Genomic DNA, 21,968 nt, shown 5'->3' on the forward strand with positions numbered 1-21,968 from the left:
CCCGCCCACTCCCCCGGTGTGGCACCCGTGGTCTACGGCCAGGCCGACCGCCCCCCGCGCGGCGACTACAGCCGCGCCAGCGACGACTACACCTGCGCGCAGGACTACGACGCCTACACCGAGGCCGACCACGACACCTACCGGCGCCTGTACGAGCGCCAGTCCGCCCTGCTGCCGGGCCTGGCAAGCCAGCACTTCATCGACGCCCTGCCCTCGCTGGGCGCCAAGGACCGCATTCCGCGCTTCGAGGAAGTCAACGAGCGCCTGCGCCGCGCCACGGGCTGGGAGATCGTCGGCGTGCCCGGGCTGATTCCCGAAGTGCCCTTCTTCTCGCTGCTGGCCAACCGCAAATTCCCGGTCACGGACTGGATCCGCAAGCCCGAGGAGTTCGAGTACATCGTCGAGCCCGATGTCTTCCACGACCTCTTCGGCCATGTGCCGCTGCTGTTCAACCCCGTCATCGCGGACTACATCCAGGCCTATGGCCAAGGCGGGCTCAAGGCGGCCGAGCTGGGCGCCTGCGAGATGCTGTCGCGCCTGTACTGGTACACCATCGAATTCGGCCTGATCCGCGAGCAGGGCGGCCTGCGCGCCTATGGCGCGGGCATTCTCAGTTCATCGGGCGAACTCAACTACTCGGTGCGCAGCCCCGAGCCGCAGCGCCTGCCGCTGTCGCTGGAGCGCGCCATGCGCACGCTCTACAAGATCGACAGCTACCAGCACACCTACTTCGTGATCGACGACCTGCAGCAGCTGTTCGACCTCACGGCCGCCGATTTCGAGCCGCTGTACCGCCAGCTGCGCGATCAGCCCACCGTCGCGGCAGATGCGCTGCTGCCGGGCGAGGTCGCTCTGTAGGAATCGGCGCTGCAGGAATCTGCAGCCTCAAGCCGCTCGCGCAGCGCCAGGCAAAAGCGCCAGACGCGCTCGTCGAACACCAGCTGCACATGGGCCACATCGTCCAGGCGGTGCGCATCCTGCCCCGGCAGCGTGGCCACGGGGAATGGAAAGACGATGTTGTCGCAGCAGCTCCACCAGCAGCTGAAGGGCACGTCCGAGGGCGGCGGCCCCAGGCGCTGCAGCCAGGCGCTGTCCATGCGCATCTGCAGCGCCGGCAGGCCATGGGCGAAGCGCGCCATCCAGGTGCCACGGTGTGGGGTGGCCAGCGTCACCACATGGGCCGCCAGTTGCGGGCGCTCCTGCGCCGACAGTTGCCCCAGCCAGGCCCGCACCACCAGGCCGCCCATGCTGTGCGCCACGATCAGCGGAGCGCGCCCCGTGGCCTGGGCCATGCGGCGCGCGCAGGCATCAAGGTCGGCCACCATGGCGTCGATGGATGCGCCATGCGCCGGCTCCAACGTCATGGCCGCGCAGGCAATGCCGCGTTCCTTCAGCCGCCGCAGCCATGGCGCCCAGACCGCGCGGTTGCAGAAGAACCCGTGGACCAGCACCACGCCCACCTGGCCCATCACCCCCACTTGGCCGGTGGTGCCGCCGTCAGGCCAGCCATCGGCCTGGGCACGGGCGCGAAACGGCAGCCGCCAGCCAAACACCTGCACGGCCAACCGCCACTCGGCCAGCCAAGCTGCCGCCACCGTGCGCCATGACGGCACGGGCGCGCCCGCCTTGCGCACCACGCGGCGCATCAGCAGCATCTGCAGGCCCAGGTGCAGGCCCGGCCAGCACAGGCCCAGCAGCGCCCCCGCCAGCGCCAGCCCGGGTGAACGCGGCCACCACCATGCCAGCCAGGCCGCGGCGCCCGCCAGCGTGCCCAGCGCCACCATTTGCAGAATGCGTGCGTTCACGGCAGCCCGTCCCCAATGAAAAAAGAAGCCAACGTAGCACAGGCCCTAGGACAACCCCGTGTAGACCGCAAAGCACCCGCCTGACCAGAATCGGCCGCAGCGGTGGCCGGCCGACCGGCGCCTGCAACTTCGCTGTTCCCCTGTCTTCCCAGCAACCCAAGGTACCCTGCATGGACGCTGCGCCCTGGCTCAAGAACTATCCCGCCGATGTGCCTCACGAGGTGCATCCCGAGCAATACCGCTCGCTCACACACCTGCTGGAGGAGGCCTTCACCCAGCATGAGGACCTGCCCTTTTCGGTCTGCATGGACCGCTGGATGAGCTACCGCGAGCTGGACCAGCTGTCCACCCGCCTGGGCGCCTGGCTGCAGGGGCTGGGCCTGGAGCCCGATGCGCGCGTGGCCATCATGCTGCCCAATGTGCCGCAGTTCGCCGTGAGCATGGCGGCCGTGCTGCGCGCCGGCTACACCTGCGTCAACGTCAATCCGCTGTACACCCCGCGCGAGCTGGAGCACCAGCTCAAGGACTCGGGCGCCACGGCCATCATCATCCTGGAGAACTTCGCCCACACCCTGGCCGACGTGATCGAGCGCAGCGCCATACGTCATGTCTGCGTCACGGCCATGGGCGATCTGCTGGGCGGCATGTATGGCAGCTGGATCACCTTCGCCGTGCGCCACCTGGCCAAGATGGTGCCGGCCTACAGCCTGCCGCTGGACGGCGCGGGCGGCACGGTGCGCGAGGTCACGACCTTTTCCCAGGCGCTGGCGCGCGGCGCCCAGAAAGAGCTGCGGCCCAGCCAGGCGGGGCTGGATTCGGTGGCCTTTCTGCAGTACACGGGCGGCACCACGGGCCTGTCCAAGGGCGCCGTGCTCACCCACCGCTGCATCGTGGCCGCCACGCTGCAGGCCCATGCCTGGTTCACGCCCGCGCTGCATGGCCGCGTAAAGGCCCAGGACACGCACATCATCGCGGCGCTGCCGCTGTACCACATCTTCGCGCTCACGGTGAGCCTGTTTGCCATGCGCATGGGCGCCAGCCTGAGCCTGATCCCCAATCCGCGCGACATCCCCAAGTTCGTCAAGGTGCTGCAAAAACGGCCCTTCCACATCCTGCCGGCCGTCAACACCCTGTTCAACGCCCTGCTCAACAACGCCCAGTTCCGCGAGCTGGACTTCTCGCAACTGCGCGTCTCCCAGGCCGGGGGCATGGCCGCCAGCGAGGGCACGGCACGTCAGTGGCAGCAGGTCACGGGCAGCGTGATGATCGAAGGCTGGGGCATGAGCGAGACCTGCGCCATCGGCACCAACAACCCCGTCATCACCACCTCCTTCAGCGGCACCATCGGCCTGCCGCTGCCGGGCATCTCCATCGCCATCAAGGACGACGAAGGCCGCGACCTGCCCATGGGAGAGGCCGGCGAGCTGTGCATCAAGGGCCCCAACGTCATGCGCGGCTACTACAACCAGCCGGACGAAACCGCCAAGGCCTTCACGGCCGACGGCTACATGCGCACCGGCGACATCGGCGTGATGGACCAGGAGGGCTTCACCCGCATCATCGACCGCAAGAAGGACATGATGGTGGTCAGCGGCTTCAACGTCTATCCGAACGAGCTGGAGAACGTGATATCCATGTGCCCCGGCGTGCTCGAATGCGCAGCCGTGGGCGTGGCCGACGAGCGCCAGGGCGAGGCCATCAAGGTCTACGTGGTGCGCAGCGACCCGGCACTGACCGAGGACCAGGTGATGCGCTTTTGCCATGACCAGCTCACCGGCTACAAGCGCCCGCGCACGGTGGAGTTCCGCGACGAACTGCCCAAGACCAACGTAGGCAAGATCCTCAGGCGCGCCCTGCGCGATCCCGCCTGAAACCCGCACGGCCGCAGCTGTAGCCCACGCGTCAGCCGTGGCTGCCTGCGGCTGTTAGCCTCGGGCAAAAAGCCGCCCACCTCCTCATGACAACTTCCGCCCCAACCAGCGACAGCGCCGCGCTGCCCCCCGGCATGACCGTGCTGGAGCGCGGCTGGCTGTCGGCCAACAACATCGTCTTCGCCGCCGATGCCGATGCCCCTGTAGACGACCCGCAGGACGACGGCGCTGCCGTGGTCGATACCGGCTACGTCAGCCATGCCGGGCAGACCGTGCTGCTGGTCGAGCAGACGCTGGCCGGCCAACCGCTGGCACGCATCCTCAACACCCATCTGCACAGCGATCACTGCGGCGGCAATGCTGCCTTGCAGGCGCACTGGCCGCAGGCCCGGACCTACGCCGCACCGGGCCAGGCCGCCTTCGTGCGCGACTGGAACCCCGCTGCACTGAGCTACACGCCCACCGGCCAGGAATGCCCGCAATTTGCGCTGACCGGCGTGCTGCAGCCCGGCACCAGCGTGCGGCTGTCGGGGCGCGACTGGCAGATCCATGCCGCGCCCGGGCACGATCCGCACTCCATCATCCTGTTCGAGCCCGCCAGCCGCACCCTGATCTCGGCCGACGCGCTCTGGGAAAACGGCTTCGGCGTGGTCTTCCCCGAGATCGAGGGCCTGAGCGCCTTCGACGAGGTGGCCGCCACGCTCGACGTGATCGAAGGCCTGGCACCGCTCACCATCGTCCCCGGCCACGGCAGCGTTTTCACGGGCGTGGCCGCCGCGCTGGACACGGCGCGCCGCCGCCTGGACGGCTTTGTGCGCGCCCCCGAGCGCCACGCGCTCTACGCGGCCAAGGTGCTGCTCAAGTACCGACTGCTGGACTGGCAGCGCATACGCACCACCGATCTGCTGGCCTGGCTGGCCGCCACGCCCTACTTCGGCATGCTGCATGCAGGCTATTTCAGCCACGAAACCGCCGAGCACTGGAGCCGCACGCTGGTGGATGCGCTGGTGCAATCGGGCGCGGCGCAGCGCGAGGGCGAATGGATTCACAACGCCTGAACGAAACAGATCTGCGATAGACGTAAAAGAAATTAAGAATGCTCTGATAGATTTCACAAATGGCAATGACTAGCATTCGCTGATCAGCAAAAAGGCGCTCCTGACGTCCACGGGAATCGCACTGCAGGCCAAGTGCCTGCGCTGATCAGAGCGAGCCTCAGGCCTGCCACATGACGCGCTCCGCGTCCAGCCGCCCCGCCAGCCAGCATCCAATCATGCACAGCGAGGGAGGCGGGCATGGCTCACCACACCAATCACATCACCGGCCGCAAGCACTGCGCGGCTGCGACACGGCCGCATGCCGTGGGCATCGCCGCCACGCTGATGGCACTGAGCCTGCCGATGCAGATCCAGGCGCAGCCCGCCGCGCCAGCTCCGCTGGACCAGACACTCGGTGAAGTCCAGGTCCGCGACCGCCATGAGGGCGGCTACAAGGCGCAAAAGGCAGCATCCCCCAAGTTCACCCGCCCGCTGGTGGACACGCCCCAGACCCTGTCGGTGATACGCCGGGAAGTCATGGAGGAACAGGAAGCGACCACCTTGCAGGAAGCCTTGCGCAACACGCCCGGCGTGACCCTGTTGCTGGGAGAAGGCGGCAACTCCAACAGCAAGGACAACATCTTCATGCGCGGCTTCGACACCACGGGCAGCATCTTCATCGACGGCGTGCGCAACCTGGGCAGTTCGGTGCGCGACACTTTCAACATCGAGGACATCGAGATCGTCAAGGGCGCCTCGGGTTCCGAGTACGGGCGCGGCGCGCCTTCCGGCAGCATCAACATGCGCACCAAGCTGCCGATGCTGGGCGATCTGTCGCAGATACGCCTTGGCACCGGCACCGCCGACACCAACCGCGCCACCGCAGACCTGAACCGGCAGCTCGGCGACACCGCCGCCCTGCGTCTGAGCGCCATGGTCCAGAGCAGTGGTGTCGCAGGCCGCGACTTCGTGCGCGACCAGGGCATGGGCATGGCGCCATCGCTGGCCCTGGGGCTGGGCACGCCCACGCGCCTCATCGCCGACATGCAACTGCTGCAATACGACAACCGTCCCGATGGCGGCGTGCCCACCGTGGGACTTCCAGGCTTCTACAACGGCGCATTGTCCATACTGGGCATCAAAGACATACGGCCCGTGGACCCGTCCAACTTCTACGGCAGCCTGGACGACTTCAGCAAGACCGAGCTGAACCAGGCCACCGTGCGCTTCGAGCACGACCTGTCACCCGGCACCACGGTGCGCAACATCACGCGCGTGGGACGCAGCAAGATCGACCAGTTGCTCACGGGCACCTCGGGCATCGTCAGCGACGGAAGCGGCGCAAGCGCCGTGGGTCGCCCGGACCCCGCCACCTGGACTGCCTCGCGCTCGCGCCAGTTGCGCTGGCAATCCAACCAACTGCTCACCAACCAGAGCAATCTTTCATCGAGTTTCAAGACCGGCGGACTGCAGCACGCGCTGAGCGCGGGCCTGGAACTGATCTACGAGAAGCAGACCTCCAGGGGACGCACGGGCGCCGGCACTATGGCGCCCGCCAACCTCTATGCCCCCAACGTCAACGATCCAATCACGGGCCAGGACATCCGCTACACAGGCCAGATCAGCGAAGGCAACACCAGAACCGTCGCGCTGTATGCCTTCGACAGCATCGAGTTCAGTCCGCAGTGGCAGCTCAACGGCGGCCTGCGCTGGGACCGCTACCGCAGCGCCAACGACAACACCACCGCACCCAATGCCGCCACGGGTGCGCAGACCACCAGCCAACTAAGCAGCAGCGGCAGCCTGCTAAGCACAAAACTGGGGCTGGTCTTCAAGCCGGTGGACTACGGCAGCATCTACGCCGGCATCTCGACGTCGCAGCAGCCGCCGGGCGGCAGCAACTTCTCGCTCAGTGCTACGGAGGGCAACATCAACCACTCCAGCATGGACCCCTCCAAGGCCGCCAACCTGGAAGTGGGGACCAAGTGGGACATCCTGGATCGCCGCCTGCTGCTGACGGCCGCCCTGTTCCAAACCACGGTGCGCAACGACCTGGGCACCATCGACAACGTCACGGGTGCCGTGACCCAGTATGGCAAGAAGCAGGTCAAGGGGATCGAGCTGGGCGCCGTCGGCCAGATTACGCCGGCCTGGAACGTCACGGCCGGCCTGGCACGCATGAACACCAAGATTGAGCAGGGCACGTCTTCACAGACCGGCGCACACCTGAACTGGTCACCCAAGCTCAGTTTCACCAGCTGGACCACGTACCGCTTCGGCAACGGACTGACGCTGGGTGGTGGCGCACGCTACATGGCCAGGATGGCGCGCCTGGTCAGCAATTCCGCCGTGCCGGACACCACCAACATGCCCAGCACACGCGACTACTGGGTCTACGACGCCTTCATGGCCTATGAGGTCAGCAAGCACCTGCGCCTTCAACTGAACGTCTACAACCTGGCCGACAAGAAATATGTGGCCAGCCTCAACAACAACGGCGCACGCTACATGCCGGGCCCAGCACGCTCGGCCCGGCTCGTGGCCACGCTGAAGTTCTGATGCCAGCGAGGTGTTGCCGAGCGGCAACGAACAGACAAGGCGATATCAGATAGTTCTTATATTTTTATTAAGAATCACTATCATTTTCACTACAGACATAGACCTCTGTTACAGCCAGCACCGGAGCCGTCCTGCACGCCATCCGACCAGCAAGCCAGCACATTCACCGCCCACGGCGCCCTCCCGTGCGCCGGGCATTGCGCCCTCCTCCAACATGGCGAACTCCAACACGTACATCAAAAGCCGCAAACACCATGGTGCCGGCCGCCCGTCGTCGGCCGGTCTCATCGCTGCTGCCGCAGCCCTGGCCACCCTGGGCCTGCCCGCAATGGCCCAGACTTCTTCCCCTGGCACCAATGCCGCGCCCAGCCTCAAGGAAGTGACGGTCGAAGGCGCACGCAGCACCGGCTACGAGCCCACGCAGGTCTCCTCTCCCAAGTTCACCCAGCCGCTGGTGGACACCACGCAGACCATCTCCGTCATCAAGGAGCAGGTGCTGCAGGAACAAGGCGCCACCACGCTGACCGAGGCGCTGCGCAACGTGCCCGGCGCAGGCACCTTCTACGCGGGCGAGAACGGCAACACCAGCACGGGTGATGCCATCTACATGCGCGGCTTCGACACCTCCAACAGCATCTATGTGGATGGCGTGCGCGACGTGGGCTCCATCTCGCGCGACGTGTTCAACACCGAGCAGGTGGAAGTCACCAAGGGCCCGGCCAGCACCGACTACGGCCGCAGTGCCCCCACCGGTGCCATCAACATGGTCACCAAGCAGCCCAGCCTGACCGACAGCTTCGGCGCCTCGCTGGGTGCGGGCTCGGGCAGCTACAAGCGCTCCACCGTGGACTGGAACAAGAGCCTGACCGGCATGGGCGGCGCGGCCTTCCGGCTCAACGCCATGGTGCAGGACGCCGGCGTCGCCGGCCGCGACCGCGTGGCCAACGACCGCTGGGGCATCGCACCGTCGTTCGCCTTCGGACTGAACACCGACACGCGCACCTACCTGAACGTGCTGCACGTCAAGCAAAGCAATGTGCCGGACGGCGGCGTGCCCACCATCGGCCTGCCCGGCTACAGCAACACCGACGCGCGCCTGAACGCGGGCCGCCCTGTGGACCCCAGCCGCTTCTACGGCACCAGCGCCGACCACGACGACGTGACGGCCGACATGGTCACGCTGCGCGTGGAGCACGACTTCACGCCCGACACCACGCTGCGCAACACCACGCGCTGGGGTCGCACCAAGCAGGACTACCTGCTCACGGCCTTCATGACGCTGTCCGCCAACAACAGCAGCAACCCCGCCAACTGGACCGTGGCGCGCAGCCTGCCGACCTTCAAGAACCAGGTCAACGACATCGTCACCAACCAGACCAACCTGACGACCAAGCTGGCGACAGGCAGCGTGCGCCACGAGCTGAGCACCGGGGTGGAGATCACGCGCGAGAAGCAGAGCAACTACGGCACGGGCACCACAGGCGCCTGGCCCGATGCCAATCTCTATGACCCGCAGGTGCCCAGCTCCGGCCTGAACTGGTCGCGCAACGGCGCCGACAGCAAGGGCTCGACCGACACCTTCGCGCTGTACGCCTTCGACACGCTCAAGTTCAATGAGCAATGGCAGGCCAACGCAGGCCTGCGCCTGGACCGCTACAAGACGCAGTACGACGCACGCGCCGTCTGCGGAGGCCGCAGCGGCCCGGCCTGCGGCAGCAATCCTGCAGGCACCGTGCTGCCCAGCGCCGTGGGCCTGGAGGCCTCCGACACCCTGCTGAGCTGGAAGATCGGCGGCCTCTACAAGCCCGCGCCCAATGGCAGCGTGTACGTGAACTACGCCCTGTCGCAGCAGCCACCGGGCGGTGCCAACTTCACGCTGTCCACGGCCGCCAACAACGCCAACAATCCCAACATGGACCCGCAAAAGGCCAAGACCGCCGAGCTGGGAACCAAGTGGGAGCTGATGGACAAGCGCCTGCTGCTGACAGGCGCGCTGTTCCGCACCGAGATCACCAACGAGATCGTCACCAACCCTGACGGCACCGTGGGACAGACCGGCAAGAAGATCGTGCAGGGTCTGGAGCTGGGCGCCACGGGCCAGATCAGCCCGGCCTGGGGCGTGACGGCGGGCTACACCATCCAGAACACCAAGGTGGACACAGGTGCCACCGTGGCGCAGGACGGCTCCAGCGGCCTGACCTACACGCCCAAGAACGCCTTCTCGCTGTGGACCAGCTACCAGTTCCCGTTCGGCCTGACGCTGGCTGGCGGGGCGCGCTACTCGGGCGGACTCAAGCGTGGCACCGACGGCGCCGTGGGCACGCCCAACTTCACCGATGCCTACTGGGTCTTCGATGCCATGGCCAGCTACCGCATCAACAAGAACGCCGACATCCAGCTGAACTTCTACAACCTGTTCGACAAGGAATACGTGGGCGCCATCAACAAGAGCGGCTACCGCTATTTCCCGGGCACGCCGCGCTCCGTGCGCGTGTCCGCGAACTTCCGCTTCTGAGTGGATGCAAGACGGGCCGCTGCGCCGGCCTTGCCGCGCGCAGAGCGCCGACAATCCCAGTACCGCCCCGGCCCCGCCGGGGCTTTTTCCATGCGAGGAGGACCCGCACCATGATGCTGCACATTCCCGACGTGCTCACGCGCCAGCAGGTCACTGCCATCCGCACAGCCATCGACGCCGGCGACTGGGTGGATGGCCGTGCCACGGCAGGCAGCCAGGGCGCCCGGGTCAAGCGCAACCGCCAGTTGCCCGAAGACTCGCCCGTGGCACTGGAGCAGGGCCGCATCATCGAGCAGGCGCTGGCGGCCAATGCGCTGTACTTCAGTGCCGCCCTGCCCGCACGCACCATGTTGCCGCTGTTCAACCGCTATGCGGACAGTGAAACCTATGGCCTGCACGTGGACGGTGCCGCGCGGCGCCTGCCAGGCGCGCAGCAGTGGATGCGCACCGATGTGTCCGGCACCCTCTTCCTCTGCGATCCCGAGGACTACGACGGCGGCGAGCTGGTCGTGGTGGACACCTACGGCACGCACGAGGTCAAGCTGCCGGCCGGCGATCTCATCCTCTACCCCTCCACCAGCCTGCACCGCGTGGAACCGGTCACCCGGGGTGAGCGCGTGTGCTCCTTCTTCTGGGCGCAGAGCATGGTGCGCGACGACACACGCCGGGCCATGCTGTTCGAGATGGACCAGACCATCCAGCGCCTGCGCGAAAAACTGGGCGAGACCGATGAAACCCTCAGCCTCGCGGGCCAATATCACAACCTGCTGCGCATGTGGGCGGAGACCTGAGGGATCGGATCGCTTCAGGGCTTGTGCTTTTCGACGCAGCCGATCAGGTGGTTGTAGCTGTTGGACATGCACTGGTACATGGCCTTGGAGCGGCCCGTGGCGGCCTGGCAGTCGGCCACCGTGGCATGGGTGCGCGCCTCGCGAAACTTGCCAGCGGTTGCATCGAACTGCGCCTGCGTGATGTAGCCGCCCTTGACGTTCTTCTGCCCGTTCTCGACCATGGTGTCCACCTGGCTGCGGATGTTGTCCACGGCGGCGGCGCAGTTCAGCGGCACCTCCTTGGAGTCGACCTTGCTCAGGCCCTTGGCCACGCCGTCCGCCATCTCGCGCACCTGCTTGGGCAGCTTCTTCGTGCCGTCGGGGTTGCGCTCCTCGCCAAACCGGCCCGAGCCTGCGCCCGAGCTGCCATTGGGCGATACCTTGATCTGGCCGGCATCGGCCTGGTCGGTGGGCAGCTGCGATCCGTAATGCGTGCGCCCTTCCGCGTCCACCCATTTGTAGACCGGCTGCGCTGCCGCCGTGCACGCCCATGCAAGACCCAGCGCGGCCCAGGCCGCGCGGCTCCATGTTGTTGTCATTGTTGAAACCCCTGCGGTATCCGGGGCCGCGGCATGCGGCCCGCCTGTCGGTAACCAAGTGTAGCAACGCCAGATGGCGCTGCACCCCGCAGGAATGTCAAGTGCGGCTCAGGGCAGGTCCTTGCTGGGGTCGGGCGTGGCTGCATCGCGGGGGCCGATGGTGCCCAGGCGGCTCTTGAGCGACTGGGGCTGGCCCGTGATGAGCGCCGCGTAGTTGGTGGTGTTGGACAGCACCTTCTTCACGTAGTCGCGCGTCTCTGTGAAGGGCACGTTCTCGGCCCAGATGGCGGCGTCGAGCACCGGGCCGTTGCGCCAGTTGCGCGGGCGGCCGGGACCGGCGTTGTAGCCGGCCGCAGCCAGCGCCATGGAACCGTCGAAATCGTCCAGCGCCAGCTTCAGATAGGCGGTGCCGATGGTGATGTTCACCTCGCGGTCATTGATCATGGACGGGGAAAAGTCCGTCATGCCGATCTTGCGCGCCGTCCAGCGGGCCGTGGCCGGCATGACCTGCATCAGGCCCGAGGCGCCCACGCCCGAGCGGGCATCCATGATGAAGCGGCTTTCCTGGCGGATCAGGCCATAGACGTAGGCCGGGTCCAGGCCGATGGAGCGCGAGCGCGCCAGCACCGTGTCGTGGAAGGGCATGGGAAAGCGCTGGCTCCAGTCGGCAAAGCTGCGGGTGCGCTCGCTGGTGTTGATGCAGCGGTCCCAGACCTGCTGCTGGCAGGCCAGATCGGCGGCGGCCAGCAGTTCGCGGTCGCTCATGCCGCCGGCCTGGTGCAGGTTGGTGGCGTAGTTCCATTCGCGCACGCCTTCGCTGCGCAGGCCGTTCTGGATGGCGTAGAGGCCGCGCACCAGGCTGGGGTTGGCGCGGGCGGCGGCCTTTTCGGGCGCCGTGGGCGGCGCCGGCTGGGGGGGCGCCGTCACGCGCTGGCCGATGTCCTCCAGCGCCAATTGCTCGTAGAAGCTGCCGGGGCCGGCCATGTCCTCCAGCAACTGGCGCGCCTCGGAGCGTTCCTGCTCGCTCGGTCGGCCGGACAGCAGGGCGCGCGCCTTCCAGTAGGTCCATGTGTGTTCGGTGCGCTCGGGACCCATGGCGTCGATGGCGCGGCGCACCGTGCGCCAGTCGCCGGCGCGCAGCGCGGCGCGCACCTTCCAGCCCAGCAGTTCATCGCTGAGGTCGCCGTCCTTGCGCACCTTGCCGAAATAGGTCGCCGCTTCGGGCTGCAGCTTGAGCGCGGCCTGCTTGCCGATCACGCCCCAGGCCCAGTTGTTCTCCTCGGCCGTCAGCCGGGCACCCCAGCCGCCTTCCAGCTGGGTGGCCGCCGCCGCCGGGTCGCTGGAGGCCATGCGGACCAACGCCAGCAGCGCCAGCTCCTTGGGCACGGCACCGCGCACGCGCGTCTGCCCGGCCAGGTACTTGGCGGGCGAGGCAAAGACCTGCGCCACCTGGGGCAGGGCCTCGGGAGCGACGATGGCCACCGCATCGCGCGTGGCCTTCTGGCGATTGGCCTCGGCCGCCTGGCGCGCCTTGCGCCAGACTTCGGGTTCGCTGATCTGCTTGGCCGCGTACAGCTCGCCGGCGGCGTAGGTGCAGCCGTCGTCGGCGTCGCGCTGGGCCCACCACAGGTCGCGCACCTGCTGGCCCAGGTTGGCAGCAGGCTGGCCCTTGATGCTGTCGATCAGCAGGGCGTAGCAGCTGACGGAGCGGTCATCGCGCATGCGAAACGCACCATGCACCTGGTCGAACATGCCCCAGTCGCGGCGCTGCCCCAGCAGCAGCAGCCAGTCGTTGCGCAGCCGGTCTTCCTGGTAGGTGCCGGGCCAGCGCTTGAAAAACCCCAGAATCTCATCGGCACTGGCTTCATCCAGCCGGGCCTTGAGTTCCCAGTACGCGGCCCAAGGTTCGAGCACATGGCCACGCGCAGAAGGCAGCAGCTGCGTGAGCTTGGCCTTGTCGCCTTTGCGGAAGGCCTGCTGCATTTCCAGCAAGACATCGTCGCCACGGTTTTGCGCCAGCGCAGGCGTGGCTGCGGTGGTCCAGAGGGAAGCCGCCAAAAGCGGTGTCAAAATCTTCAGCCAGTGCATGGAGGAAATTATCTGATGGACAAAGCAGCCCTGCGCCGCAGCTTGATAGACCAGCGCCTCAATCTTCCCGACCGACTGCAGCGCGCCGACGCGCTGCAACAGGTCATGCGCTTTTGGCTGATCCAACGGCCCGACACCGTGATCGGCGCCTATTGGCCGATCAAGGGAGAGTTCGATCCGCTGCCCGCGCTTCACCGCTGGAAGGAAGATGGCGAGCTACAGGGTACCCCACAAAGGCGCCGAATCGGACTGCCGGTGATTGACAAGCAGCGTAAGACACTCAGCTTTCACGCCTGGTACCCGGGCTGTCCCATGGAAGAGGATGCCTACGGCATTCCCAAGCCCAAGGACACCGAAACCCTGACCCCCACCCTGCTGTTCGTGCCCTGCGTGGGCTACGCGGCCGGCGGCTACCGCCTGGGCTATGGCGGGGGGTTCTATGACCGCACCCTGGCCGAACTGCAGCCCAAGCCCTTCACCGTGGGCCTGGGCTACGGCTGCGGCTATGTGGACGAGTTCGAGCCCGAGCCGCATGACCTGCCGCTGGATGCCATCTTGAACGACCACGGAGTCGTCTGGCCGGTGTAGAACAAGCACCCCCTGAGGCGCTGCGCGCCTTCCCCCTCTCTGCCCGCTTCGCGGGGGAGGGGGACGACACCATCACTGCGGGGCGGCCCTTGCTCGGTGTCCCTCGCTTTTGGCCGCGCCGGTTTTTAGCGCTGTGCTTCTTTAGTTTGCTGTCTCGCGCTGCGCCTGCCATTGATGCCAGCCGCGGGCGCGCAGGTCGCAGGCGGGGCAGGTTCCGCAGCCGTAGCCCCAGTCGTGCAGCGTCTCGCGCGTGCCCTGGTAGCAGGTGTGGGTGTCGCGCTGGATGAGGTCCACCAGGGTGTCGCCACCCAGGTCGTGGGCCATTTGCCAGGTTTGGGCCTTGTCTATCCACATCAGGGGCGTTTCGATGCGCAGGCGCCGCTCCAGGCCCAGGTTCAGGGCGAGCTGCATGGCCTTCATGGTGTCGTCTCGGCAGTCGGGGTAGCCGGAGTAGTCGGTCTCGCAGACGCCGGTGACGATCACCGACAGACCGCGCCGGTAGGCCAGCGCGCCAGCCAGGGTCAGGAACAGCAGGTTGCGGCCGGGCACGAAGGTGTTGGGCAGGCCGTCGGCCTGCATGGCGAAGGCCACGTCCTCGGTCAGGGAGGAGCCGCCGATCTGTTGCAGCACGTCCAGCGAGAGGACATGGTCATCGCCCAGGCGCGGAGCCCATTGGGGAAAGTCCCTGGACAGCCGCTCGCGCACCTGCTGGCGCACCTGCATTTCCACGCTGTGGCGCTGGCCGTAGTCAAAACCGAGGGTCTCGACGCGCTCGTACAGCGACAGCGCCTGCGCCAGGCAGGTGGTCGAATCCTGGCCGCCGGAAAACAGGACCAGCGCAGCCGTGTGGCGCGCCGCTGGCGCCTGGGGAGAAGATCTATCGTTTTGCATGGCACGCATTAGAGCGCGCCCAGGCAGCGCCCGGCTCCTACATGGGTTTTCCTGCCATGCTTGCTAAGCTGTAGGGCCTATCGCGGAGGTTGCGGCCATGCTCACGCTCTATATCGGCAACAAGAATTATTCGTCCTGGTCCATGCGCCCCTGGGTGCTGATGCGCCAGGCCGGCATTGCTTTCGAAGAGGTCATGCTGCGCTTTGACAGCTTCGACGAGCAGTCCGCCTTCAAGCAGCGCGCCCGCGCGCTCTCGCCCTCGGGCCGCGTGCCTGTGCTCATGGATGAAGGCATGGCCATCTGGGACAGCCTGGCCATCTGCGAGTACCTGGCCGAGAAATTCCCCGAAAAGCACCTGTGGCCCACGCTGGCGCTGAACCGCGCCCGCGCGCGCAGCCTCTGCGCCGAGATGCACAGCGGCTTCGGCGCCCTGCGCTCGCTGTGCCCGATGAACATCGAGGCCCAGCTGCCCGAGGTCGGCGCGCGGCTATGGGCAGAGAACGTCGCACTGCGCGACGATGTGCAGCACCTGTCCGAGCTGTGGCAACCGCTGCTGTCCACGGCCAGCGGCCCCATGCTGTACGACCAGTTCAGCATCGTCGATGCCTTCTTCGCCCCCGTGTGCATGCGCCTGGCGACCTATGAGCTGCCCGTGGCACCGGCCATCGACGCCTATGTGCGCCGCGTGCGCGCCCTGCCGGGCGTGCAGGACTGGGTGCAGGGCGCACTGGCCGAGCATGATTTCCGGCCCTTCGAGGAGCCGTACCGCACGGCTGCAGCGGGCTGAGTGCCTCCTGTCTGCTGCCAGTCTGCCGCCTGTCTGCCGCCTGTCAGAACGGCTCGGCCAGCAGATGCACCAGGCTGTGCACGCCATCGAAGTAGTTGCCCAGGCGCATGTTCTCGTCAAAGCTGTGCTGGTTGTTGTCGGCATTGACCAGGGGCACGATGACGAAGGGAATATTCAGCGCCTGCACGGCCGCGCCCGTGGGCACGGTGCCGCCCATCATGCGGATCTGCACCGGGTCGCTGTCCCAGGCCTTGTTCATTCCCTTGCGCAGCCACTGGCCGACAGGGGCATCCAGCGGTGTGCGAACGGCAGAGCCGGAGGCTGATACACCGCCCAGCTTGAGGGTGGCCAGCTTGGGGTGGCTGGCACGCTGCTCGGCCGTGGGCGGGCCATCGACCAGATGGAAGCCCTGGGCCTCGATATGGGTGCGCAACAGCTTCTCCAGCCGCTCGGGAGGCGTTTCGGGCACGGTGCGCATGTCGATCTCGGCCACGGCCACGGAGGGCACGACGGTACGCGCCTTGCTGCCCACCTCGGCGCTTTGCAGGCCGCGCACGTTCAGCGAGGGATATTGCATGGACTCCTGGTAGTTGCGTCCCACGGTCTCGGCCTTCGCAATGCCCAGGCGCTTGCGCAGGGCGGCCTCGTCGTCGGGCACGGCCTGCATCACCTCGCGTGCCTGCGCATCGAACTCGATGCCGTCGTAGTAGCCCTGGATCAGCACCTTGCCGTCATCGCCCTTCATGCTGGCCAGCAGGCGCGCCAGGGTCTGGGCCGGATTGGCCGCGTAGTTGCCGTAGTGGCCGCTGTGCAGCTCCTGGCTGGCGCCATAGACAGTGAGCGTGGCCTGGGCAATGCCCCGGTTGCCGAACACCAGGGTGGGCCGGTTGCTGGCGTGCATGGGGCCGTCGAGCACCACCATGGCGTCTGACTTCAGCGCGCCCAGGTTCTCGCCGATCACGCGGCCCAGCGTGGGAGAGCCCTTTTCCTCTTCGGAATCCAGCAGCACCTTGATGTCCACGCCCGGCTGCTTGCCCTGGGCCTTGAGCGCATCCAGCGCCGCCAGCAGCATGACGATGGGCGCCTTGTCGTCCGAGGACGAGCGCGCAAACACGCGCCACTGCGGATCGGGCTGCTCGCCGTACAGCTGCTCCAGCGGCAGCGCGGCCCAGCGGCCGTCCGGCTGGCGCTGCTTGAGCGTGGCCTGCCAGGGGCTGGCCTGCTGCCACTCCTCGGGCTTGACGGCCTGGCCGTCAAGGTGGGCGTAGAACAGCACGGTCTTGCGCCCGGGCCCAGCCGACGGCAGCGTGGCCATGAGCATGGGCTTGTCGCCATTGACCAGTTGCCGCACCTCGAAGCCCCGCCGCTCGAAGGCCTTGGCAAACCAGGCCACGTTCTTCTGGATGTCGGCCGGCACATTGGCGTCGTTGGGCAGGGCCAGCACCTCGACCCATTCATGCAGGCTGGCACGGGCCGCCTGCCGGGTGGTGTCGGCCAGCGGTGCGGCGCTGGCTGCGGACAGCAGGCCGGCAGCCGCCAGGCCCAGGATCAGGGCGGGAAAACGCGGTCGAAAGGACCAAGCCATGGTTTGTCTCCAAATGGAAAATGGGCATGCGGCGCCCCTCGGCGCCCGGTGCAGCCCGCCATCATGTCACCGCCCAGGCCGTACCATTGCGGGATGAGCGAATTTCAGGTGTACATGGTGGGCGGCGCGGTGCGCGACCGCCTTCTGGGGCGGGCCGTGCATGACCGCGACTGGGTCGTGGTCGGCGCCACGCCCGAGCAGATGGCCGAGCGCGGCTTCATGCCCGTGGGACGGGACTTCCCCGTCTTCCTGCATCCCGAAACCCACGAGGAATACGCCCTGGCGCGCACCGAGCGCAAGAGCGGGCCGGGCTACCGCGGCTTCGTCGTCCAGGCGGCGCCCGACGTCACGCTGGAGCAGGACCTGGCCCGGCGCGACCTGACCATCAACGCCATGGCCGCCCCGCCGGACTGGGATGGCAAAGGCGCCATCGACGATCCCTACGGCGGCCAGGCCGACCTGCAGGCCCGGGTGCTGCGCCATGTGACCGATGCCTTTCGCGAAGACCCCGTGCGCATCCTGCGCGTGGCGCGCTTTGCGGCACGGTTCCACGAATTCACGGTGGCACCGGAAACCATGGCCCTGATGCAAGAGATGGTGGCCGCCGGCGAGGTGGATGCCCTGGTGCCCGAACGCGTCTGGCAGGAGATCAGCCGGGGCCTGATGGAGCGCCAGCCCTCGCGCATGTTCGAGCTGCTGCGCGAATGTGGTGCGCTGGCCGTGCTGCTGCCCGAGCTGGAGCGACTGTGGGGCGTGCCCCAGCGCGCCGAGTACCACCCCGAGGTCGATACCGGCGTGCACGCCATGATGGTGCTGGACATGGCCGCGCAGCTGGACACCCCGCTGCCCGTGCGCTATGCCTGCCTGGTGCACGACCTGGGCAAGGGCACGACACCGGCCGATGTGCTGCCGCGCCACATAGGACACGAGCACCGCAGCGCCCGCCTGGCCGAAAAGGTGGGCGAGCGGCTGCGCGTACCCACCGACTGCCGCGAACTGGGCGACGTGGTGGCGCGCGAGCACGGCAACATCCACCGCAGCGGCGAGCTCAACGGCGCCGCCATCGTGCGCCTGCTGGAGCGCTGCGACGCCATCCGCAAGCCCGCGCGCTTCGAGCAGGCCCTTGCGGCCTGTGAATGCGATGCGCGGGGGCGCCTGGGTTTCGAGGACCGGCCCTACCCCCAGCGCGCCCGCCTGCGCGATGCGCTGGCTGCCGCGCTGTCCATCTCCACCTCGGACATCGCGGCCCAGGCCGCCGCGCGCGGCAAACAGGGCAAGGCCATAGGCGAGGCCGTGCAGGCAGCCCGCGCGCAGGCCGTGGCCGATTGGCTGGCGCAGGCGGCCTGAGCGCAAAGGCCGCCACACACGGGAATCAGGCTCGCGCCACGGGCAGGACCAGTCGCAGGCACACGGGCTGCTCGCCTCCTGCTGTCAACAAGGCCACGCTGCCGCCCAGCCGCTCGGCGATGCGCCGCACCAGGTACAACCCCAGCCCGGCGCCGGGCCGGTGCTGGGCGTTGCGGCCACGGTAATACCTTTCGAACAACTGGTCCTGGTCCGCCTGGGCAATGGGCTCTGCCGGGTTCGAGACCTGGATCTCCAGACCCTCACCCTGCCTGGTCACGTCCAGGCGGACCGATTCGCCTTCGGGCGTGTGGCGGTCTGCATTGGCCAGCAGATTGCGCAGCGCGATGCGCAGCAGGCCGGCGTCAGTGATCAATTGCTGCGTGCCCCCGCCCAGGTGGCAGACGATGCGGCCGGGCGCAAAGTCCAGGCACAACCCATCCACCAGCGCATGCAGGTCGCAGGGCTGCAGGCGTGGCTCGGCATGGGGCTGGGGGTCGGCCATGCGGTCATCGGCCAGGCAGTCGTCCACCAGGGCCAGCAGGCGCTGTGCGGCTTCGCGGATGTTGCGGCTGCGTGCCAGCGTCTTGTCGGGCGGTGCCGCCAGATTGCGCGCCAGTTGCTGCGCACTGGTCAGGATGATGGCCAGCGGTGTGCGCAGTTCGTGCGAGACCATAGCGACAAAGTCGCGCTGCTCCTGGTGGACCCTGCGCTCCAGCACCAGCGCCTCGCTGAGTTCACTCTCGCGCAACTGGCGCTGCACAAGCTCGGCCTCCAGCAGCACCTGCTCCCGCTCTCGAACGCGGCGCCGGTGCTCGTATCCGCCGATGATCCAGCCGCTGAGCAGCAGCATGTGCGCCATGGTGCCCAGCGCGGACGCATGCGTGGACACCAGCGCGGTCAGCGCATTCATGGGCAGCCAGCCCAGGTTGCGCAAAAAAGAGATCAGCACGCCGGCATAGAAGATGCCGAACGCCAGCATGAAGAACCGTGCCGGGGCATGGCCGCGCCGCCACAGCCAAAGGGCGAACGCGAGAAAGCCCAGGGTCAGCGGCAGGGTCATGGCCTGCACCGGGACCATGCCCGCCGAGTAGTGCCCCGACACCACCAGCAGCATGCAGCACAGGCTGAACAGCCAAAGCAGCGGCACGATCTGGCGCACCAGCCGCGGATACAGCGACGCCAGGTCCAGCTGCCTGCAGGCCAGTTGTATGGAGATCGCCAGGGCGGCGGCAATGCCGCATCCCAGCAGGCGGTCGCTCCAGAACCCGGGCAGGCCCGTCAGCTGCTGCACCAGCCCCAGCGATACCACCTCATTGAGCACGCAGACGCTGAGATAAGCCAGGAACAGGCCGCTCAAGGGGGCCCGCGTGCCCAGCCAGAACACCAGCTGCACGCCGATCAACAGCAGGTACAGCCCGAAATACAGGCCGAACGACAGGGCCTCGCGCCGCGTGTGGTTGTCGAACGCCAGTCGCTGCCACAGATCGATGCGGGTGACGAGCGCGTTGCGCGCGCGCAGGCGCACCAGCAACTCGTAAGACCCGGCAGCAGGGGGCTCGAACTGGAATGCCGGACTGCGGTAGTCCACCGGCCAGGCGTGGCGCGGCACTTCTTCGCCGCTGCGCCCCAGCAGCTGCCAGGGGCCACCGGATCTGCGCACGTGGACCTCCACCTCGTCCAGCAGGGCATTGCCCAGCAGCAGCATCCAGCTGCCGGGCTGCTCCACCTGCAGCGGCATGCGCAGCCAGACCGCTGCCTGCGTGAAGCTGGCGTTCAGGTGACCGGGCAGCGGCTGCCATCCAGGGGCCGCGTCGGCCTGCCCGGCGTCGAGCAGGCCAGCGGCGTCATCGAGCCGCTGCCACTGACCGGCGGTCTCCAGCATGGGCACATCGGGGTTCAGCAGGAGCGCCTGGGCCTGGGTCAGCAGCGGACACAGCAGCCAGGCCAGCAGCAGGAGGGTTGCACGGTAATATCGCATCGGAGGTCCACCACAGGGCCGCCAGCGTACACCAGCCTCCCGGCCTCGCCGCTCCGCCCCCTTCCTCCCCATGCTTGATGTGATCCTGCTCGAAGACGAGCCCGTGCTGCGCCATGAACTGGGTGAATTCCTGGAGGGCCTGGGCTACGCGCCGCAATGCGTTGCCAGCCTGCAGGAGTTCGACCGCCACTTCGACGCCCGGCGCCACCGCCTGGCCATCATCGACATCGGCCTGCCCGATGGCAGCGGCCTGGCCCTGATCCAGCGCCTGCGCCAGCAGGGCCAGCAACTGGGCATCATCGTGTTCAGCGCGCACAACACCAGCGCCAACCGCATCGACGGCCTGGAAAACGGAGCCGACCATTACCTGGGCAAAGGCTGTGATCTGGACGAGCTGGAGGCCACGCTGGCCGCGCTGGTGCGCCGCCTGGGCCTGCAGCAGCGCCAGGCGCGCTGGCTGTTGCAGCTGGGTCCGAGCCGCCTGCTGCCCCCATCGGCCCCGCCGGTCGCGCTCTCCCAGCAGGACCTGCTGGTGCTGCAGTGCCTCATGGGCCAGGCAGGCACCGAGGTAAGCCGCCGAAAGATCGTGCAGGCCCTGGGCGGCGACTACCTGGTCTACGACCAGCGCCGCCTGGACACCCAGATGCGCCGGCTGCGCCGCAAGGTGGAGGAGGCCAGCGGCCAGCAACTACCCGTCAAGACGCTGCGCAACAGCGGCTATTGCTTCTACCAGCCGGGCGAAGTGCAGGCCTGAGGACGGGCCTGAAGGCGCCCGGCCTTGGGGACCCGCAGAGAAATCAGACGACCGAACGCACCCAGCGCACGATCTCGCCGGCCGGCAAAGCGCCGGAGACACGGGCGATCTCGCGCCCTTCCTTGAACACCACCATGGTCGGGATGCTGCGGATGTTGTAGGGCGCAGCGGCCTGGGGATGGGCTTCGGTATCGAGCTTGGCCAGCTGCACGCCGGGCGCCAGCGCCTGCGCCGCCTGCTCGAAGGCCGGCGCCATCATGCGGCAGGGGCCGCACCAGGGCGCCCAGAAGTCCACCACCACCGGCGCCTGGCTGCGCCCCACATGCTTGGCAAAGCTCTGCGCATCCAGCGCCACGGGCTGGCCGGTGACCAGCGGCTGGTGGCAGCTGCCGCAGTCAGGCGCGCTGCCGAGCTGGTCGGCCGCAATGCGGTTGGTGGTGTGGCAATGGGGGCAGACGAAATGCAGCTTGTCGGACATGGGCGGCCTCTTGTTCGGAAGTCATGGGGCAATGCCTGCATATACGGGCGGCGCGCCCGTGCTTCAAGCCATGCTCAGACCAGCTTGGCGATCAGGGCGGCAATCACGCTGAGCAACACGGTGCTGGCAATGGGCAGAAAAATCACGCGGCCGAACAGGCGAAAGCGGAAGTCGCCCGGCAGGCGGCCCAGGCCTATGCGCTCCAGCCAGGCGTGCAGGCCATTGAACAGCAGCAGGGCCAGGAAGATGACGAGGAGCCAGCGGATCATGGCGCCGAGTGTACGGCGGCGGCGCGTCATGGGCGGGACACATGGGC

At 67.6% G+C, this 21,968-nt stretch carries 18 protein-coding genes; 10 read left to right on the forward strand and 8 right to left on the reverse strand.

The window, feature by feature from the left end; all coding sequences use genetic code 11:
- The first annotated feature begins 18 nt into the window (after positions 1 to 18).
- Complete coding sequence (phhA, locus tag IAE24_RS14930; protein ID WP_199961070.1) at positions 19 to 858, forward strand: phenylalanine 4-monooxygenase; 840 nt, start codon at positions 19 to 21, stop codon at positions 856 to 858.
- On the opposite strand, the gene IAE24_RS14935 is transcribed toward phhA, so the two are convergent.
- Positions 807 to 1,805 (reverse strand): esterase/lipase family protein, encoded by a 999-nt coding sequence (locus tag IAE24_RS14935; protein WP_199961028.1) that lies wholly within the window; start codon positions 1,803 to 1,805, stop codon positions 807 to 809. The two genes, phhA and IAE24_RS14935, sit on opposite strands and share 52 nt — an antisense overlap.
- Positions 1,806 to 1,975: 170 nt before the next feature.
- On the opposite strand from IAE24_RS14935, the gene IAE24_RS14940 reads away from it, so the two are divergent.
- The 5 genes from IAE24_RS14940 to IAE24_RS14960 all read left to right on the forward strand — a co-directional run bounded on the left by IAE24_RS14940 (position 1,976) and on the right by IAE24_RS14960 (position 10,578).
- Positions 1,976 to 3,676, forward strand: coding sequence for an AMP-binding protein (locus IAE24_RS14940; RefSeq protein ID WP_199961029.1), 1,701 nt, complete (start codon positions 1,976 to 1,978; stop codon positions 3,674 to 3,676).
- Positions 3,677 to 3,762: 86 nt separating this feature from the next.
- The gene (locus IAE24_RS14945) at positions 3,763 to 4,734 is read left to right on the forward strand and encodes an MBL fold metallo-hydrolase (protein ID WP_199961030.1); all 972 of its coding nucleotides are present in this window, start codon (positions 3,763 to 3,765) and stop codon (positions 4,732 to 4,734) included.
- Between the two features lie 237 nt (positions 4,735 to 4,971).
- The gene (locus IAE24_RS14950; RefSeq protein ID WP_199961031.1) at positions 4,972 to 7,272 is read left to right on the forward strand and encodes a catecholate siderophore receptor Fiu; all 2,301 of its coding nucleotides are present in this window, start codon (positions 4,972 to 4,974) and stop codon (positions 7,270 to 7,272) included.
- A gap of 214 nt (positions 7,273 to 7,486) precedes the next feature.
- Complete coding sequence (locus IAE24_RS14955; protein ID WP_043825680.1) at positions 7,487 to 9,787, forward strand: catecholate siderophore receptor Fiu; 2,301 nt, start codon at positions 7,487 to 7,489, stop codon at positions 9,785 to 9,787.
- Positions 9,788 to 9,897: 110 nt separating this feature from the next.
- Positions 9,898 to 10,578, forward strand: coding sequence for a Fe2+-dependent dioxygenase (locus tag IAE24_RS14960; protein ID WP_199961032.1), 681 nt, complete (start codon positions 9,898 to 9,900; stop codon positions 10,576 to 10,578).
- A 14-nt stretch (positions 10,579 to 10,592) separates the two neighbouring features.
- Here IAE24_RS14960 and IAE24_RS14965 read toward each other — a convergent pair whose 3' ends face one another.
- Together IAE24_RS14965 and IAE24_RS14970 are read right to left on the reverse strand one after the other, a co-directional pair.
- Positions 10,593 to 11,156: a DUF4124 domain-containing protein gene (locus IAE24_RS14965; RefSeq protein WP_199961033.1), complete on the reverse strand. Its 564-nt coding sequence runs from the start codon at positions 11,154 to 11,156 to the stop codon at positions 10,593 to 10,595.
- Positions 11,157 to 11,264: 108 nt separating this feature from the next.
- A complete protein-coding gene (locus IAE24_RS14970; protein WP_043825689.1) occupies positions 11,265 to 13,244 on the reverse strand; it encodes a lytic transglycosylase domain-containing protein in 1,980 nt (659 codons plus the stop codon).
- Between the two features lie 15 nt (positions 13,245 to 13,259).
- Between IAE24_RS14970 and IAE24_RS14975 the strand changes: the two genes are divergently transcribed.
- A complete protein-coding gene (locus IAE24_RS14975; RefSeq protein WP_012203191.1) occupies positions 13,260 to 13,832 on the forward strand; it encodes a 5-formyltetrahydrofolate cyclo-ligase in 573 nt (190 codons plus the stop codon).
- 141 nt (positions 13,833 to 13,973) lie between these two features.
- Here the strand turns inward: IAE24_RS14975 and queC are convergent, their stop codons facing one another.
- Positions 13,974 to 14,732, reverse strand: a complete 759-nt coding sequence (gene queC / locus IAE24_RS14980; RefSeq protein WP_442778744.1) for a 7-cyano-7-deazaguanine synthase QueC — start codon at positions 14,730 to 14,732, stop codon at positions 13,974 to 13,976.
- An 88-nt stretch (positions 14,733 to 14,820) separates the two neighbouring features.
- Between queC and IAE24_RS14985 the strand changes: the two genes are divergently transcribed.
- Complete coding sequence (locus tag IAE24_RS14985; RefSeq protein ID WP_013804272.1) at positions 14,821 to 15,510, forward strand: glutathione S-transferase family protein; 690 nt, start codon at positions 14,821 to 14,823, stop codon at positions 15,508 to 15,510.
- Between the two features lie 43 nt (positions 15,511 to 15,553).
- On the opposite strand, the gene IAE24_RS14990 is transcribed toward IAE24_RS14985, so the two are convergent.
- Entirely contained in the window at positions 15,554 to 17,095 is a 1,542-nt protein-coding gene (locus tag IAE24_RS14990) for a M20/M25/M40 family metallo-hydrolase (protein WP_199961035.1), read from the reverse strand.
- Between the two features lie 93 nt (positions 17,096 to 17,188).
- On the opposite strand from IAE24_RS14990, the gene IAE24_RS14995 reads away from it, so the two are divergent.
- Positions 17,189 to 18,442 (forward strand): multifunctional CCA addition/repair protein, encoded by a 1,254-nt coding sequence (locus IAE24_RS14995; RefSeq protein ID WP_012203187.1) that lies wholly within the window; start codon positions 17,189 to 17,191, stop codon positions 18,440 to 18,442.
- Positions 18,443 to 18,467: 25 nt separating this feature from the next.
- Here IAE24_RS14995 and IAE24_RS15000 read toward each other — a convergent pair whose 3' ends face one another.
- Positions 18,468 to 20,420 carry a sensor histidine kinase gene (locus IAE24_RS15000; protein WP_199961036.1) on the reverse strand — a complete coding sequence of 651 codons (1,953 nt, stop codon included), beginning with the start codon at positions 20,418 to 20,420 and terminating at the stop codon, positions 18,468 to 18,470.
- Between the two features lie 70 nt (positions 20,421 to 20,490).
- Between IAE24_RS15000 and IAE24_RS15005 the strand changes: the two genes are divergently transcribed.
- Complete coding sequence (locus tag IAE24_RS15005; protein WP_012203185.1) at positions 20,491 to 21,174, forward strand: response regulator transcription factor; 684 nt, start codon at positions 20,491 to 20,493, stop codon at positions 21,172 to 21,174.
- A gap of 43 nt (positions 21,175 to 21,217) precedes the next feature.
- Here IAE24_RS15005 and trxC read toward each other — a convergent pair whose 3' ends face one another.
- Together trxC and IAE24_RS15015 are read right to left on the reverse strand one after the other, a co-directional pair.
- Complete coding sequence (gene trxC, locus IAE24_RS15010) at positions 21,218 to 21,652, reverse strand: thioredoxin TrxC (protein WP_063327330.1); 435 nt, start codon at positions 21,650 to 21,652, stop codon at positions 21,218 to 21,220.
- Positions 21,653 to 21,726: 74 nt separating this feature from the next.
- Positions 21,727 to 21,921: a DUF2905 domain-containing protein gene (locus IAE24_RS15015; RefSeq protein WP_012203183.1), complete on the reverse strand. Its 195-nt coding sequence runs from the start codon at positions 21,919 to 21,921 to the stop codon at positions 21,727 to 21,729.
- Positions 21,922 to 21,968 lie beyond the last annotated feature (47 nt).

The sequence above is a fragment of the Delftia sp. S65 genome (assembly GCF_016516495.1).
Lineage (GTDB): Bacteria > Pseudomonadota > Gammaproteobacteria > Burkholderiales > Burkholderiaceae_C > Comamonas > Comamonas acidovorans.

Excerpts from the sequence above, each read along its gene's own strand:
- IAE24_RS14940 (WP_199961029.1), top strand. The coding sequence starts at position 1,976 with ATGGACGCTGCGCCCTGGCTCAAGAACTATCCCGCCGATGTGCCTCAC.
- IAE24_RS14945 (WP_199961030.1), top strand. The coding sequence starts at position 3,763 with ATGACAACTTCCGCCCCAACCAGCGACAGCGCCGCGCTGCCCCCCGGC.
- IAE24_RS14950 (WP_199961031.1), top strand. The coding sequence starts at position 4,972 with ATGGCTCACCACACCAATCACATCACCGGCCGCAAGCACTGCGCGGCT.
- IAE24_RS14955 (WP_043825680.1), top strand. The coding sequence starts at position 7,487 with ATGGCGAACTCCAACACGTACATCAAAAGCCGCAAACACCATGGTGCC.
- IAE24_RS14960 (WP_199961032.1), top strand. The coding sequence starts at position 9,898 with ATGATGCTGCACATTCCCGACGTGCTCACGCGCCAGCAGGTCACTGCC.
- IAE24_RS14965 (WP_199961033.1), bottom strand. The coding sequence starts at position 11,156 with ATGACAACAACATGGAGCCGCGCGGCCTGGGCCGCGCTGGGTCTTGCA.
- IAE24_RS14970 (WP_043825689.1), bottom strand. The coding sequence starts at position 13,244 with ATGCACTGGCTGAAGATTTTGACACCGCTTTTGGCGGCTTCCCTCTGG.
- IAE24_RS14975 (WP_012203191.1), top strand. The coding sequence starts at position 13,260 with ATGGACAAAGCAGCCCTGCGCCGCAGCTTGATAGACCAGCGCCTCAAT.
- queC (WP_442778744.1), bottom strand. The coding sequence starts at position 14,732 with ATGCGTGCCATGCAAAACGATAGATCTTCTCCCCAGGCGCCAGCGGCG.
- IAE24_RS14985 (WP_013804272.1), top strand. The coding sequence starts at position 14,821 with ATGCTCACGCTCTATATCGGCAACAAGAATTATTCGTCCTGGTCCATG.
- IAE24_RS14990 (WP_199961035.1), bottom strand. The coding sequence starts at position 17,095 with ATGGCTTGGTCCTTTCGACCGCGTTTTCCCGCCCTGATCCTGGGCCTG.
- IAE24_RS14995 (WP_012203187.1), top strand. The coding sequence starts at position 17,189 with ATGAGCGAATTTCAGGTGTACATGGTGGGCGGCGCGGTGCGCGACCGC.
- IAE24_RS15000 (WP_199961036.1), bottom strand. The coding sequence starts at position 20,420 with ATGCGATATTACCGTGCAACCCTCCTGCTGCTGGCCTGGCTGCTGTGT.
- IAE24_RS15005 (WP_012203185.1), top strand. The coding sequence starts at position 20,491 with ATGCTTGATGTGATCCTGCTCGAAGACGAGCCCGTGCTGCGCCATGAA.
- trxC (WP_063327330.1), bottom strand. The coding sequence starts at position 21,652 with ATGTCCGACAAGCTGCATTTCGTCTGCCCCCATTGCCACACCACCAAC.
- IAE24_RS15015 (WP_012203183.1), bottom strand. The coding sequence starts at position 21,921 with ATGATCCGCTGGCTCCTCGTCATCTTCCTGGCCCTGCTGCTGTTCAAT.